The organism is Nitrospira sp. T9 (genome assembly GCF_052156535.1).
Taxonomy (GTDB): Bacteria; Nitrospirota; Nitrospiria; order Nitrospirales; family UBA8639; genus Nitrospira_E.
The window spans coordinates 1-15,141 of sequence record NZ_JBQKUP010000023.1 but is presented as its reverse complement, the minus strand read 5'-3'; the positions used below and the strand labels follow the sequence as shown (position 1 = coordinate 15,141).

Annotated in this window: 12 protein-coding genes, 1 tRNA gene and 2 pseudogenes; all 15 read right to left on the bottom strand. The window is 47.0% G+C overall.

Annotated features, from left to right (window positions below; translation table 11 throughout):
• Positions 1–131, bottom strand: a 131-nt coding sequence (locus ACTRXD_RS02825) for a GTP-binding protein (protein ID WP_442430316.1), incomplete at its 3' end; no start/stop codon positions are given.
• A 58-nt stretch (positions 132–189) separates the two neighbouring features.
• Positions 190–2,271 (bottom strand): elongation factor G, encoded by a 2,082-nt coding sequence (gene fusA / locus ACTRXD_RS02820; protein ID WP_442430326.1) that lies wholly within the window; start codon positions 2,269–2,271, stop codon positions 190–192.
• A 114-nt stretch (positions 2,272–2,385) separates the two neighbouring features.
• Positions 2,386–2,856: a 30S ribosomal protein S7 gene (gene rpsG, locus ACTRXD_RS02815; RefSeq protein WP_312744081.1), complete on the bottom strand. Its 471-nt coding sequence runs from the start codon at positions 2,854–2,856 to the stop codon at positions 2,386–2,388.
• Positions 2,857–2,919: 63 nt separating this feature from the next.
• Entirely contained in the window at positions 2,920–3,291 is a 372-nt protein-coding gene (gene rpsL, locus ACTRXD_RS02810; RefSeq protein WP_442430325.1) for a 30S ribosomal protein S12, read from the bottom strand.
• Between the two features lie 123 nt (positions 3,292–3,414).
• Positions 3,415–7,572 carry a DNA-directed RNA polymerase subunit beta' gene (rpoC, locus tag ACTRXD_RS02805; protein ID WP_442430324.1) on the bottom strand — a complete coding sequence of 1,386 codons (4,158 nt, stop codon included), beginning with the start codon at positions 7,570–7,572 and terminating at the stop codon, positions 3,415–3,417.
• Between the two features lie 53 nt (positions 7,573–7,625).
• Positions 7,626–11,591: a DNA-directed RNA polymerase subunit beta gene (gene rpoB, locus ACTRXD_RS02800; RefSeq protein WP_442430323.1), complete on the bottom strand. Its 3,966-nt coding sequence runs from the start codon at positions 11,589–11,591 to the stop codon at positions 7,626–7,628.
• Between the two features lie 95 nt (positions 11,592–11,686).
• A complete protein-coding gene (rplL, locus tag ACTRXD_RS02795; RefSeq protein WP_442430327.1) occupies positions 11,687–12,061 on the bottom strand; it encodes a 50S ribosomal protein L7/L12 in 375 nt (124 codons plus the stop codon).
• Positions 12,062–12,115: 54 nt separating this feature from the next.
• Positions 12,116–12,622, bottom strand: a pseudogene (gene rplJ / locus ACTRXD_RS02790) (50S ribosomal protein L10); the annotation flags it as partial.
• Between the two features lie 30 nt (positions 12,623–12,652).
• On the bottom strand, positions 12,653–13,345 hold the full coding sequence (gene rplA, locus ACTRXD_RS02785; protein ID WP_442430322.1) for a 50S ribosomal protein L1: 693 nt from the start codon (positions 13,343–13,345) through the stop codon (positions 12,653–12,655).
• Positions 13,346–13,381: 36 nt separating this feature from the next.
• Positions 13,382–13,807, bottom strand: coding sequence for a 50S ribosomal protein L11 (rplK, locus tag ACTRXD_RS02780; RefSeq protein WP_312646247.1), 426 nt, complete (start codon positions 13,805–13,807; stop codon positions 13,382–13,384).
• Positions 13,808–13,872: 65 nt separating this feature from the next.
• Entirely contained in the window at positions 13,873–14,409 is a 537-nt protein-coding gene (gene nusG / locus ACTRXD_RS02775) for a transcription termination/antitermination protein NusG (protein ID WP_312646246.1), read from the bottom strand.
• A gap of 20 nt (positions 14,410–14,429) precedes the next feature.
• Positions 14,430–14,624 (bottom strand): preprotein translocase subunit SecE, encoded by a 195-nt coding sequence (gene secE / locus ACTRXD_RS02770; protein WP_312744072.1) that lies wholly within the window; start codon positions 14,622–14,624, stop codon positions 14,430–14,432.
• Between the two features lie 91 nt (positions 14,625–14,715).
• Positions 14,716–14,791 (bottom strand) — tRNA-Trp (locus tag ACTRXD_RS02765).
• A gap of 37 nt (positions 14,792–14,828) precedes the next feature.
• Positions 14,829–14,978 carry a 50S ribosomal protein L33 gene (gene rpmG, locus ACTRXD_RS02760; RefSeq protein WP_342346608.1) on the bottom strand — a complete coding sequence of 50 codons (150 nt, stop codon included), beginning with the start codon at positions 14,976–14,978 and terminating at the stop codon, positions 14,829–14,831.
• Between the two features lie 18 nt (positions 14,979–14,996).
• Positions 14,997–15,141: pseudogene (tuf, locus tag ACTRXD_RS02755) on the bottom strand (elongation factor Tu); the annotation flags it as partial.

Below are 15,141 nucleotides of genomic sequence, written 5' to 3'. Positions count from 1 at the left end.
AACTTCGCCTTCCCCGTATCCCCCATCACTTTCGTCAAGGCCGACGTCAGGGTCGTCTTCCCATGGTCAACGTGCCCGATCGTCCCCACATTGACATGCGGCTTCTTCCGCTCAAATTTCGCCTTCGCCATGCCCTACCTCCTCTTGAATTCCTTGCCTTACCGAATTGAAAAATATACCAGAGGAAAACTACTCCCCTTGATTCTTTTTTATTATTTGCTGAGCCATGAGCTTTGGCACCACCTCATAAGACTCAAATTCCATACTATAAGTAGCACGTCCCTGAGTCTTGGATCTTAAATCCGTGGAATACCCAAACATTTCACTTAATGGGACGGCAGCATCAACAATTTGAGAAGTTCCCCTTGCACGCATTCCGTGAATTTTCCCGCGCCGGCTATTTAAATCACCTATCACATCACCCATAAAATCCTGGGGAACAAGAACCTCAACCTTCATAACCGGCTCCAACAAAACCAAATCCGCTTTTTGACAGGCACTTACCAACGCCATTGACCCTGCAATCTTAAAGGCCATCTCACTCGAGTCCACTTCATGAAAAGAACCATCAAACAAAGTGACACGAAGATCGCGCAATGGGTACCCAGCAAGGATCCCACTCTCCATTCGCTCCCGGATTCCCTTTTCCACCGGAGCAATATATTCCCTGGGAACCGTTCCCCCAACAATTTTATTTACGAACTCTAAACCGACACCAGACTCTGCCGGCTCCACCCTCAGCCACACATGGCCGTACTGACCACGACCACCTGTCTGCTTTACATATTTCCCCTCAGCTTCCGCTTTTCCCTTGATGGTTTCACGATAAGCTACCTGAGGCTTCCCGACATTTGCTTGAACTTTAAATTCACGAAGAAGACGATCAACAATGATCTCAAGATGCAATTCCCCCATACCAGAAATGATTGTTTGCCCCGTCTCATCATCTGATTTCACCTGAAAGGAAGGATCCTCCTGAGCAAGCTTTTCCAAAGAATACCCCAACTTATCCATGTCTTGCTTGGTCTTTGGCTCGACAGCCAATGAAATAACGGGCTCAGGGAATTTTATTACTTCCAACAAAATTTGATGCTTCTCATCACAAAGAGTGTCACCTGTTCGAGTATCTTTAAGACCTACAGCTGCCGCAATATCACCAGCAGAGACCTCATCAATCTCTTCTCGTTTATTGGCATGCATTTTCAATAGACGCCCTATTCGCTCCTTTTTCCCCTTTGCGACGTTATACACGTAAGATCCAGCGGATAATTTCCCTGAATACACCCTAAAATACGTCAATTGACCTGAAAATGGATCAGACATTATCTTAAATGCTAGAGCAGCAAATGGCTCACTATCCTCCGGCTTTCTAGTAATTTCCCCTTCGGAATGAGGATCAATACCAACAACGGGAGGAAGGTCAACCGGAGAAGGGAGATAATCAACCACACCATCAAGCAACGGCTGAACACCTTTATTCTTAAATGCCGATCCACAAAAGACTGGATTAATCTTTAATCCTATCGTCCCTGCCCGTATTGCCCTCTTTACCTCCTCTACGGCCAGAATCTCCCCGGCCAAATACCGTTCCATCACCACTTCATCAAACTCAACAACTGAATCCAACAATTTCTCGCGATATTCATTAGCCAACTCTAAATAGTCTTCAGGAATTTCCTGGACAGTATAAGCGGCGCCAAGAGTCTCATCATCAAAAACCAGCGCTTTCATAAGCAGAAGATCAATTACCCCTCGCAAACCATCCTCTTTTCCTAATGGCAATTGCACGGGAATCGGCTTAGCTCCAAGCCGGTCAATTAAAGATTGAACGCTCGCAAAAAAATCAGCGCCCACTCGATCCATTTTATTCATAAACACGATTCGAGGAACTTGGTACTTATCTGCCTGGCGCCACACCGTCTCCGATTGGGGCTCCACTCCCTGAACCGAATCGAAAACAGCTATAGCTCCATCCAGCACTCGAAGCGACCGCTCTACCTCAATGGTGAAATCCACATGACCAGGAGTATCGATTATGTTAATCCGATTATCCTTCCAGAAACAGGTTGTGGCGGCGGAAGTAATTGTGATCCCTCGCTCCCGCTCCTGCTCCATCCAATCCATCGTCGCCGCGCCCTCATGCACCTCACCAATTTTATGGGAAACCCCCGTATAATAGAGGACACGTTCGGTGGTCGTAGTCTTACCGGCATCAATATGGGCCATAATGCCAATATTCCGAGTTCGACTTAAAATAAAATCCGTTGACACAAATTCCTCACACAACAATGCCGGCAAGGGCAAAGTTCATTACCGATAAACAGAGAAAAAAAACATCTCTATTCAGGAAACGACAAGCTCCCCCGCAGCACCAACATTCCAACACTACCACCGGTAATGAGCGAAAGCTCTATTGGCTTCAGCCATCCGGTGCGTCTCATCCCTCTTCTTTACCGCCGAACCGTTATTATTAGCAGCATCCATTAACTCCGCCGCCAACTTCTCCCTCATGCTCTTACCACTTCGAGCCAAAGCACTTTGCTTAATCCACCTCAAAGCCAAAGCCACCTGGCGCACAGGACGGATTTCTACAGGCACCTGATAAGACGCTCCCCCGACCCTTCTTGACTTCACCTCTACCATTGGTTTGACGTTTCCCAATGCAGCATGGAAGACCTTAAGCGGCTCATCCCCCGTCTTTTCCCTGACAATATCAAATGCCCCGTAACAAACCCGTTCAGCCGTACTTTTCTTTCCGTCCTGCAGAAGAATATTCAAAAACCTGCCAACAACTTGATCCTTATATCTGGCATCCTGGACAACCTTTTGACGAAGAACAAGTGGCCTACGTGGCATTTTTTCCCCTAAAGAATTAACGAATTTTAAATTAAATAAGCGAAGGTAAAAGCGCGGGACCTACTACTTGGGGCGCTTTGCACCATACTTTGATCGCCCCTGCTTCCTGTTAGCAACCCCAACGGCATCCAATGCCCCACGAATCATATGATATCTGACACCAGGAAGATCTTTCACCCTACCACCACGCACCAGAACAATAGAATGCTCCTGCAGGTTATGACCCATACCTGGTATATAAGCAGTTACCTCGAGGCCCGTCGTCAACCGAACCCTTGCTACTTTTCTCAATGCCGAATTAGGCTTTTTAGGAGTCGTAGTATATACCCGAAGGCAGACCCCCCTTCGCTGAGGACACTGATTTAAAGCCGAACTCTTACTTTTTGCTTTAATCGCCTTACGGCCTCCACGTATTAGCTGGTTTACTGTAGGCATATTATTTCCAATTACAATTTATTTTTAATAAATTTCAAAATTGCTTCAGGCGAACCGGTTGATCTTATAGATTCATTTTCATTATGTCAAGATGCTGATTCATCTTAAACGTAGCATTTAAAATTATTTTTCACTTGACGAATGAACCATACTTAAACTTGACTGATCCTCGGAAGACAATGCTACATCTTCCTCTGTCCGCTTCGGCACAAAGGTTTCGCGATACTCCCCCCAACCTGTCCCAGCCGGAATCAACCTGCCGACAATCACATTCTCCTTTAATCCTCGCAAATCATCCGTACGTCCATTTATAGCAGCCTCCGTAAGAACTCGGGTTGTCTCTTGGAACGAGGCCCCAGAAATAAAGCTGTCAGTACTCAGCGAGGCCTTTGTAATTCCCAATAAGACAGGCTTCCCTAGGGCTGGTTGCCCGCCCTCGGAAATAACTCTCTCATTCTCATCATCAAAAACAGATTTATTGACCTGAGTGCCAGGCAAGAATGCGCTATCGCCAGCATCTTCGATTCTTACCTTTTTCAGCATTTGTCGTGTGATGACCTCAATATGCTTATCGTTAATCACAACCCCCTGAAGACGGTAAACCTCTTGCACCTCATCAACCAAATACTTTTGCAACTCCCTTGGCCCCAAGACGCTTAAAATATCATGTGGATTAGCGGACCCATCCATTAATGGTTCACCAGCTCTTACCCAATCACCTTCATGAACATTTACGTGCCGGCCACGCGGGATAAAATATTCCTTTACATCACCAATCTTGTTATCTACGACGACCTTACGTAAGCCTTTAACAAAACCACCAAAAGACACCTCTCCATCAATTTCTGTGACAACTGCATGCTCCTTAGGCTTTCTCGCCTCAAACAACTCTGCTACGCGAGGCAAGCCTCCCGTAATATCTTTTGTCTTAGTGGTTTCTCTTGGTATTTTTGCCAGCACATCTCCAGGATATACAGTCGATCCTTTTTCCACAAAAATATGTGCTCCTACTGGCAGGAGGTATCGTGCGGGAGACCCAGAGGAAAGCTTTGCAGTTTTTCCTGACTCATCCTTAACGGACAACCGCGGACGCAAATTGGTCCCTGCCTGCTCGATGACGACCCGGCGCGATAAACCAGTGACCTCATCCACCTCTTCTTTCATGGTGACTCCTTCGGCAATATCACCGAAAGCCACCTTCCCACCTACTTCAGTCAAGATGGTGAGTGAATATGGATCCCACTCCACAAACTTCTGTCCTACTTCGACCTTTCCGCCATCTGGGACCTTTATCTTTCCTCCATATACCACCGGATATTTTTCCCGCTCACGGCCAGTCTCATCAATTACGGCAACTTTGCCATTGCGTACCATTACAACCCAATCCCCTTGTCGGGTCTTTACGGCCATGCTGGGATTATAAAAATCCGCGTTTTTCTTTGCGTCAAAACTTAAAAATTTAATCGTACCATCATGCTTGGATGCCAGAACCGTTTGTTCCACAACCTTACTGGCCGTGCCTCCAATATGGAACGTCCGCATGGTCAACTGGGTCCCTGGCTCACCGATAGACTGCGCCGCAATGACCCCAACAGGTTCTCCCTTTTCTACAAGGCGGCCGCGAGCTAAATCTCTGCCGTAGCATTTGGCACACACCCCCCATCGAGATTGGCATGTGAGAACGGAACGAATTTTCACGTGGTCAATTCCCGCCTCAACAATTGTCTTACAAAGCTCCTCCTCTAATTCTTCATGAGCTTTAACAATGACTTCCTGTGTGACAGGATCCAGCACATCCTCTGCTGTTAACCGCCCAAGAATGCGTTCATCCAGGGGCTGAATCACTTCTCCACCCTCTACTAACGCCGAAACGATAATTCCGTCCGTAGTGAAGCAATCAGGCTCACTGATAATCACATCCTGAGCCGCATCTACAAGACGCCTAGTGAGATATCCTGAATTTGCCGTCTTGAGTGCTGTATCCGCCAACCCCTTCCGTGCTCCATGAGTCGAAATAAAATACTGCAAAACCGTGAGACCCTCCCGGAAATTTGCGGTAATAGGAGTTTCAATAATTTCACCTGAAGGCTTGGCCATAAGACCGCGCATTCCTCCCAATTGCCGAATCTGCTGCGAACTTCCCCTAGCGCCTGAATCCGCCATCATAAAGATAGGATTGAGACCTTCTGCTGCGCCGCGCCCGCCTCCTTCTTTAATTTCCTTCATCATTTCAATGGCAACTTCTTCGCCAACATGGGCCCAAATATCGATAACCTTGTTGTATCGCTCCCCATTAGTAATCAGGCCTTCACTGTATTGCTCCTGAACCTGGGAAACATCGCCTTTGGCGCGCTCAATCAATTCCTTTTTGCGAGACGGAATATGCATGTTATCGATACAAATGGAAACGCCTGCTTTGGTGGCATAGGAGAACCCTAAATCTTTCAATTGATCAAGCATGACGACTACTTCATGCAGACCGGCTTGACGATACACACGATCAATCAGTTTCGTCAGCTCTTTTTTTGTCATAAGCTGATTTACATGTGAAAAAGGCATGCTTCCTGGCAAAACCTCAGAAAGAATCACTCGTCCAACCGTCGTATCAATCATATCTCCATCAATTCGTACTTTTATCCTCGCCTGCTCTTCCACTTCCTGAGAATCATAGGCAATTCGAACTTCATCTGTAGACGAAAAGATCTTCCCCTCCCCACGGGCACCGTCACGATCCTTGGTCAACCAATAACATCCTAAGACCATGTCCTGGGAAGGGATAGATAGTGGTCTGCCATTGGCCGGTGAAAGAACATTATTGGCCGCCATCATTAATACACGAGCCTCAATTTGGGCTTCCACTGAAAGCGGAACATGCACAGCCATTTGATCCCCATCAAAGTCAGCATTAAAAGCCGCACAGACCAAGGGATGGAGGCGAATAGCCTTTCCTTCTACCAAAATTGGATCAAAGGCCTGAATGCCAAGACGATGAAGAGTTGGAGCACGATTCAACATAACCGGATGCTCTCGAATCACTTCATCAAGGACATCCCAGACTTCTGGACGCTCCTTCTCAACTAAACGCTTAGCGCTTTTGATTGTCGTTGCTGCACCACGCTCTTCCAGTTTGTGAAAGATAAACGGTTTAAATAATTCCAAAGCCATTTTCTTGGGCAATCCACATTGATTAAGCCGTAATTCTGGACCGACCACAATCACCGACCTCCCCGAGTAATCGACCCGTTTTCCGAGGAGATTCTGCCTAAATCGCCCCTGCTTGCCTTTGAGCATATCACTCAAAGACTTGAGGGGACGCTTATTGGCGCCACGGATGACCCGGCCCCGACGCCCATTATCAAACAACGCATCGACCGCTTCCTGTAGCATTCGCATTTCATTGCGGATAATGACACCGGGAGCCTTCAATTCCACCAAACGCTTGAGACGGTTATTGCGATTAATCACCCGACGATAAAGATCATTAAGATCCGAAGTAGCGAACCGGCCTCCATCCAAAGGTACCAGGGGACGAAGCTCCGGGGGCAACACGGGAATGGCATCCATAATCATCCACTCCGGATTATTTCCTGATTTATGAAACGCCTCAATGACCTTCAATCGTTTCGTCAGTTTTTTTCCCACCGCAGCGGACGTCGTACTCTTTATCTTGACATGCCGTTCATCCCACAAAGCATTAATATCCACTTTGCGCAATAATTCACGAATAGCTTCGGCACCAATTCCCACTTTAAAAGAATTGGCCCCATACTCCTCGACACACTCACGATATCTTTCCTCAGTCAAGAGCTCTCTTTCTTTCAAATTCGTATTGCCGGTATCCAAGACCACATACGCCTCAAAATACAGGATCTTCTCCAACTGCTTTAAACTCATATCCAAAAGAATGCCAATCCGGCTGGGCACACCCTTGAGAAACCAGATGTGAGCAACAGGAGCAGCCAATTCGATATGACCCATTCTTTCGCGTCGAACTTTTGACTGGATGACCTCCACGCCGCACTTATCACACACAATCCCACGGTGCTTCATCCGCTTGTATTTACCGCAATTACATTCCCAATCTTTGGTTGGCCCGAATATTTTTGCGCAAAACAGCCCATCCCGCTCAGGCTTAAAGGACCGATAGTTGATCGTCTCTGGCTTTTTTACCTCGCCATAAGACCACGAGCGAATCTTCTCAGGCGAAGCGATACGAATTCGCATGGCATCAAATGAAACGGCATCACGAGGTTTTTCAAAAAGCGAATAGATACTATCCAAGTTCGTTCCTCCGATTATGTTGAATGATGGGACCGGACAACCACGCTAATTCTCTAATCAGCAGATTTAATCAACTCCACATCCAACCCTAAACTTTGCAATTCCTTCACTAAGACATTAAAGGACTCCGGAAGACCAGGTTCCAGAAAGTTCTCACCTTTCACGATTGCTTCATACATTCGAGACCGGCCTGGCACATCATCTGATTTCACGGTCAGAAATTCCTGCAAGGTGGAAGCCGCCCCATATGCCTGCAGAGCCCAGACCTCCATCTCTCCTAGACGTTGACCGCCAAATTGAGCCTTTCCTCCAAGCGGTTGCTGCGTTACCAAAGAATATGGCCCGATTGAGCGGGCGTGAATCTTATCGTCCACCAAATGGTGAAGTTTCAGCATATACATGTATCCCACCGTGACCGGACTCTTAAATGGTTCGCCTGTCCGTCCATCATAGACCACCGATTGTCCTGACTCAGGGAGATTCGCCTTTTTCAATAATTCTTTGATTTCCTTTTCCGAAGCTCCATCGAATACAGGGGTTTCTACCTGAATTCCTAACGCTTTTGCCGCCCACCCCAAATGCGTCTCAAGAATTTGTCCCACATTCATTCGAGAGGGAACTCCCAACGGGTTCAGGACAATCTGAACGGGCGTCCCATCTGGGAGATAAGGCATATCCTCTTCAGCCATAATTCGAGAAACGACACCCTTGTTCCCATGACGGCCGGCCATTTTATCGCCCACCGCAATTTTTCTTTTAATTGCCAAATACACCTTGACCAGCTTAATAACCCCGGGAGGCAATTCATCTCCACGTCGAAGACGACCAACCTTCTCATCGTATTGTGTCTGTAAAATTTCAATTTGGTCTTTCGCTTCCCGTTCAATTTCATCCAGCTTTTTTTGTTCTTCCGCATCTGCCAAAATCACCCGACGCGCATCATCATCAGATAACTTGCGAAGAACTTCGGCGGTAATACGACCCTTTTTCTTTAGAATTACTTCCCCACTATCAGGGTCCATTAAATCCCGTCCGACAAATTGCCCAAGCAATAGCTTCCGAATCTTACGATTCCGTTCTTCTTCGATAATCCGCAATTCTTCCTGGTAGTCCCGCTCGACTTTGACGCGATCATCCGTCTCGATTGTCCGAGACCGCTCATCTTTATCTACGCCTTTTCTGGAGAAAATTTTGACGTCCACGACAATACCTTCAATGCCTGGAGGAACCTGAAGCGAGGTATCCTTCACATCTCCAGCCTTTTCCCCAAAAATCGCACGCAATAATTTCTCCTCTGGCGTCAGCTGGGTCTCTCCCTTAGGCGTAACTTTTCCCACAAGAATATCGCCTGGCTTGACTTCCGCACCGATTCGTACGATGCCACTTTCATCCAAATTTCGAAGAGCCTCTTCCCCAAGGTTAGGAATATCGCGAGTGATTTCTTCTTTTCCTAACTTTGTATCACGCGCCTCCACTTCGAACTCTTCGATATGGATTGAAGTAAATACGTCTTCTTTAACCATTTTCTCACTTAAAAGAATGGCATCTTCATAGTTATATCCACCCCATGGCATAAAAGCGACGAGTACATTTTTCCCCAACGCCAATTCTCCGCGATCCATAGCCGGACCATCCGCTAACACCTGACCTTGCTTAACCGGTTGGCCAATTCGAACAATAGGAGTTTGCGTGATACAGGTATTTTGATTCGTCCGCTGAAATTTGATCAAATCATAAGTATCCAGGATTCGAGAACCTTTTTTCTTATCATCTTTTTCCTTAAGTCCGGTCCTGACTACAATTCTCCTCGCATCTACCGATTCAACGATTCCATCTCGTTGAGCGATAGCCAAATATCCAGAATCTCTCGCTACAACAGCTTCCATTCCCGTCCCGACCAAAGGTGACTCACTTTTAATTGTTGGCACTGCCTGGCGTTGCATATTCGAACCCATAAGGGCCCGGTTTGCGTCATCATGCTCCAGAAATGGAATTAACGCAGTTGCCACGCTAACCACCTGCTTAGGAGAAACATCCAGATAGTCCACCTTATCGGGAGTAGTCGTCACAAATTCCCCTGCTTCTCTGGCCGTTATCGTTTCCGAGGTGAGCATCCCGTCCTTATTCATGGCTGAATTAGCCTGAGCGATAACAACTTGATCTCCATCCAATGGCGAAAGGAATTCAACGTCGTCTGTGACACGACCTTTTCTTACTTTTCGAAAAGGAGCCTCTATAAACCCAAACTCATTGATCCGAGCATAGGTAGCCAATGAAGTAATCAATCCAATATTGGGTCCTTCCGGCGTTTCAATAGGACATATACGACTATAATGAGAGGGATGAACGTCCCGAACCTCAAAACCTGCACGCTCCCTGGTCAAACCACCTGGCCCTAATGCAGACAGCCTACGTTTATGGGTGATCTCTGCCAACGGATTCGTTTGATCCATAAACTGCGAGAGCTGACTTCCAGCGAAAAACTCCTTGATGGCACCAACGATAGGCTTGGCATTGATCAGGTCATGAGGCAACACGGTTTCCATATCGAGCAGATTCATCCGCTCCTTAATGCTTCGCTCCATTCTAGCCAGACCAATACGGATTTGATTTTCCAACAACTCACCAACTGATCGGACACGACGATTGCCCAAATGATCGATATCATCAACCGCACCTTTACCGGCTTTAAGATCCACCAAGCATCTTACCACCTCGACAATATCTTGAGCGGATAACGTCCGCTGTTCTAATGACAAATCAAGGTTGAACCGCTTATTCATTTTCAACCGACCAACAGGGGAAAGGTCATACCGCTTGGGATTCAGAAAGAGATTTTCGAACAACAATTTTGCCGACTCAATGGATGGCATTTCCCCAGGCCGAAGGCGTTTATAAATTTCCACCCAGGCCTCTTCCTTTGAATTAGTCCGCTCGGCTTCCAATGTGTCCAGAATGACAGGACTGGTCGTAGGGCTATCCAGGTATATAACCTTAAATCCTTCAACTCCACTTTCCAGAATTCTCTCCATCACCGGTGCCGTGAGTCGTTGATTTTTTTCTAGAATTACTTCTTGAGTTCCAGGATCCACAAGTTCGGTTAACACAGCTCGACCAACCAAATCTTCCTGCTTGATAGGAATTTCTTTAATTCCAGCTGCACGAATACGCCCCATGAGGGTTTTATTGAGCTTGGTACCCTCTTTGACCAACGGCTCATTAGATCCCTTCTCAAAGAGATCTGCCGGAGATCGCAATCCTGCATGAATGTCGGGATCAAGCTTACGAAGCAATCCCCCATTCACGACGCGCACTTCCTCAATAGGGTAATACATCTTGAGAAGGTCATCAGTGCTAAAACCAAAACCTTTTAATAAAATTGTGGCAGGCATTTTCCTGCGACGATCAATTCGTACATACAAAATATCTTTGGCATCATATTCAAAGTCGAGCCATGACCCTCGATAAGGGATGATCCGGCCTGAAAATAAGACTTTCCCGCTTGAATGAGTCCGGCCCTTGTCATGGCCAAATGAAGGCCCAGGAGATCGATGCAACTGACTGACTGCCACCCGCTCCGTGCCATTCACCATAAAGGTGCCACGCTCGGTCATCAATGGGAGTTCGCCGACATAGACTTCTTGCTCCCTGACATCAAGGACTCTGTTTTTCACACTTTTATCTTGTTGATCGAAAACGACCAATCGCACCCGAAGCTTTAAAGGCGCAGCAAAAGTCATTCCCTGCTCTATACATTCCCTCGTGTCATACTTGGGCGTTCCCAGGGAATAGCTGGAAAATTCTAAAATGGCCGAATTATTATAATCCATAATGGGAAACACACTTTTAAACGCTGCATGCAATCCCTTGTCCTCACGACGATCCGGCAATGTCTCCGCCTGCAAAAATTCCTCATAAGAACGGCGCTGCACCTCAACTAAATCCGGAATTTCAATATGTGAGCGAATTTTTGAAAAGCTATGTCGCTGAACACTGCCCTCAAAGGCTGGTTGTCCCATTCCTGTCTCCTTAAGGATTAACGGCCACCTCAGCTTCCTGCTGGCCCTCGAACCTTCCTAAGTCACAACTCCGAGTCCTCATAATGAGGGGAAAACTATTTCACCTCTACGGTTGCCCCAACCTCTTGAAGTTTCTTCTTAATAGTTTCCGATTCTTCTTTGGACACGCCCTCCTTTACCGCCTTCGGGGCCGCCTCAACGAGATCCTTAGCTTCTTTCAAGCCCAACCCAGTAATTTCTCGCACCACCTTGATGACTTGAATCTTTTTATCCGCTGGGGCACCTCCCAATACTACCGTAAACTCGGTCTGTTCTTCAGCGGCAGGAGCCGCAGCGCCCACTGCAGCAGCCATAACCCCAACAGGCGCCGCTGCCGTCACCCCAAATCGGTCCTCCAAACCCTTCACAAGGTCCGACAATTCCAGGACACTCATGCCCTCTATAACCTTAATGAAATCTTCCTTTGACATTTTTGCCTCTGTTGCGCTCATCTCCCCTTCTCCTTTCTGCGTTTTGTTTTCTTGTATTGCGGCTAATACCGCAACAATACTTCTTACAATTTGACCTAAAACCCCGACAAACCCACGAATTGGCCCTTGGAAAGCCGACAACAACATCGACAACAATTCTGTCTTTGACGGCAAATCCGCCACAGAAGAGAGACGAGCTGCATCTAACTCGACTCCGTCCAAAATTGCTCCTTTGAGCTGCAATTTCTCCTCACATTTTTCACTTTTAATAAAATCACGAATGACTTTCGCAGGCAATACCGGATCATCGTATCCAATAACCAATGCCGATTGACCCTTAAAAAATGGTTGCAAAGGAACAAGGGTTGTTCCCCCAATAGCTCTCACGGCAAGAGTGTTCTTTACCACCTGAAAGTTTGACTTCGCCTGCCGAAGTTTTTTTCGCAAATCATTAATTTGATTCACGGGCATACCCGCGCATTCCGTTACGATGGCTATCCGCGCTCGAGCGAATTGCTCATGCATAACTGCCACAGCTTCATTTTTATCAGTTTTTTTCATACCTCGAACTCACCTGCTGAGATTAAAGTTTCAACTGACCTGCTTTGCAATCGCGGCTCCGTCCAGATGGATACCAGGTCCCATCGTGCTGGACAATGTCGCACTTTTCACATACTTTCCTTTGCTGGAAGAGGGCTTAGCCTTCATGATGGAATTAAAAACCGACTGGGCATTTTCTCTAATTTGTTGTCCCTGAAAAGACACCTTTCCAACAGGAACATGAATGTTGCCCGCCTTATCAACCTTATACTCAACTCTCCCCCTTCTGATTTCCTGAATGGCTTTCCCGACCTCAAAGGTCACCGTTCCAGTCTTAGGATTTGGCATTAATCCTCGTGGCCCCAACACTTTCCCCATTCTTCCGACAGCACCCATCATGTCCGGGGTCGCAATCATGGAGTCAAAGTCCAGCCACCCATCTTGGATTTTCTGCAAAAGGTCATCACTCCCCACAAAATCGGCACCCGCTTCCCTGGCCTCCTGCTCCTTTTCTCCTTTTGCAATCACTAAAATTCTGACCTTTTTCCCCGTTCCGTGAGGAAGGACCGTAGTCCCGCGAACCATCTGATCCGCACGCTTGGGATCTACCCCAAGGCTAAGTGACAGCTCTACCGTCTCATCGAATTTGGCAAAAGCAGCCTGCTTTACCAGGTCACTGGCCTCCTCCAATGAATATAGGGCCTTTGTTACCTTCGCTAAAGCCGATTCAAATTTCTTTCCCACGGCGCATACCCTCTGTTAAAAGCCTCACAATATTATTTACCCTTCAACCGTAATGCCCATACTTCTCGCGGTTCCTGCAATCACATTCATCGCAGCTGGGATATCACTGGCATTCAAATCTTCTACCTTCAACTTAGCTATGTCCTCTAGCTGTGCCATGGTGATTGTTCCAACTTTATTTTTATGGGGAATCCCTGAACCCTTTATGATACCTGCAGCCTTCTTCAGTAAATCTGATGCCGGAGGAGTCTTGGTCACGAAGCTGAAGCTTCTATCCTTATAAACAGAAATGACCACCGGGATAATGCTACCCTCTTGCTTCTGAGTTCTAGCGTTAAACTGTTTACAAAATTCCATAATGTTCACTCCATGCTGTCCCAAGGAAGGCCCAACAGGAGGAGCAGGATTGGCTTTTCCAGCCGGAATCTGCAATTTAATTTGACTAGTTACTTCTTTGGCCATACCTTCACCTACCTTACGTCGACTTGCGTATTGCTTAAATTAAAAAAGGAATACTCCACTTGTCTTTAAACTCGTTCAACCTGAGAAAACGCCAATTCCACAGGGGTTGAACGACCAAAAATACTGACTAGCGCCTTGACCCGACCATGATCCTGATCCACTTCATCCACCAACCCATTGAAACCCAAAAATGGGCCATCCACAATTCGGACATTGTCCCCTTTTGAAAAATTGGCCAATTCCCTTGGAGCCGTTACGCCGGATTCCAACTGCTTCAATAGCGTGGCCACCTCCTCGGGATCAAGCGGGATTGGCCTGGTTCCGCCTCCAATAAAACCAGTCACCTTGGGAGTCTCCTTGATCATAGCAACGACTTCATCTCCAAGCGGGCCATTCGCTTCAAGCAGAACATACCCGGGAAAGAATTTTCGTTTAGAAGCCCGGCGTTTTCCTTCTTTAAATTCCACTACATCCTCAGTAGGAACAAGGACTTGCGCCACAGAATCCGCCATACCCAATTGATTCGCCCGCTCGACAATTCCGGCCCGAACCCGTCCCTCATATCCCGCATAGGTGTGAATGACATACCAATGACTCGACATGAAATCCCTTCTAATAGATGCTAAATAATCCTGCTAATTAACCAAACAAGAATTGAATCCACCACAGAGAGGTACAAGGACATGATCACGCAAAACAATAGAACCACCGTGGTCGACCCGATCGTCTCAGACTTTGTAGGATAAGAAATTTTTTTAAGTTCCCCACGCACGTCTGACAAAAATTCGGTAATGGAAAACCATAGCTTCTTAAACACGACTTACCCCCCTCAGCCTTTTTTCGAAATCACGCCACTACGCTCATAAAAACGTCCCTTACTCGGTGCACATTACATCAACAGCCAAGTATGGCAGGGGCACAGGGATTCGAACCCGGACTTTCGGTTTTGGAGACCGACGTGCTAGCCGTTGACACCATGCCCCTTCAACCTGCACGAGACCTAAATGACCCATACCATCAATCACTTCACCTCTTTGTGAGGGCTATGCTTTCGACAAAATCGGCAATATTTTTTCACTTCCAGCCGATCTGGATCGTTTTTCTTGTTTTTCATTGTCGAATAATTTCGGCGCTTGCAATCTCCGCATGCTAGAGAAATAATGACTCTCATCGATACACCCCTATGTTCTTACGCGACGATTTCCGTGACCACCCCGGCTCCGACCGTTCGGCCCCCTTCTCGCACTGCAAATCGCACCCCTTGCTCCATCGCAATCGGGGAGATCAGTTCACCCTCAAATGACACATTATCCCCCGGCATCACCATCTCGACC

Coding starts and splice junctions, on each gene's coding strand:
- rpsG (WP_312744081.1), bottom strand. CDS start 2,856: ATGCCACGTAGGCCACTTGTTCTTCGTCAAAAGGTTGTCCAGGATGCC.
- rpsL (WP_442430325.1), bottom strand. CDS start 3,291: ATGCCTACAGTAAACCAGCTAATACGTGGAGGCCGTAAGGCGATTAAA.
- rpoB (WP_442430323.1), bottom strand. CDS start 11,591: ATGGGACAACCAGCCTTTGAGGGCAGTGTTCAGCGACATAGCTTTTCA.
- rplL (WP_442430327.1), bottom strand. CDS start 12,061: ATGTCAAAGGAAGATTTCATTAAGGTTATAGAGGGCATGAGTGTCCTG.
- rplK (WP_312646247.1), bottom strand. CDS start 13,807: ATGGCCAAAGAAGTAACTAGTCAAATTAAATTGCAGATTCCGGCTGGA.
- nusG (WP_312646246.1), bottom strand. CDS start 14,409: ATGTCGAGTCATTGGTATGTCATTCACACCTATGCGGGATATGAGGGA.
- rpmG (WP_342346608.1), bottom strand. CDS start 14,978: ATGAGAGTCATTATTTCTCTAGCATGCGGAGATTGCAAGCGCCGAAAT.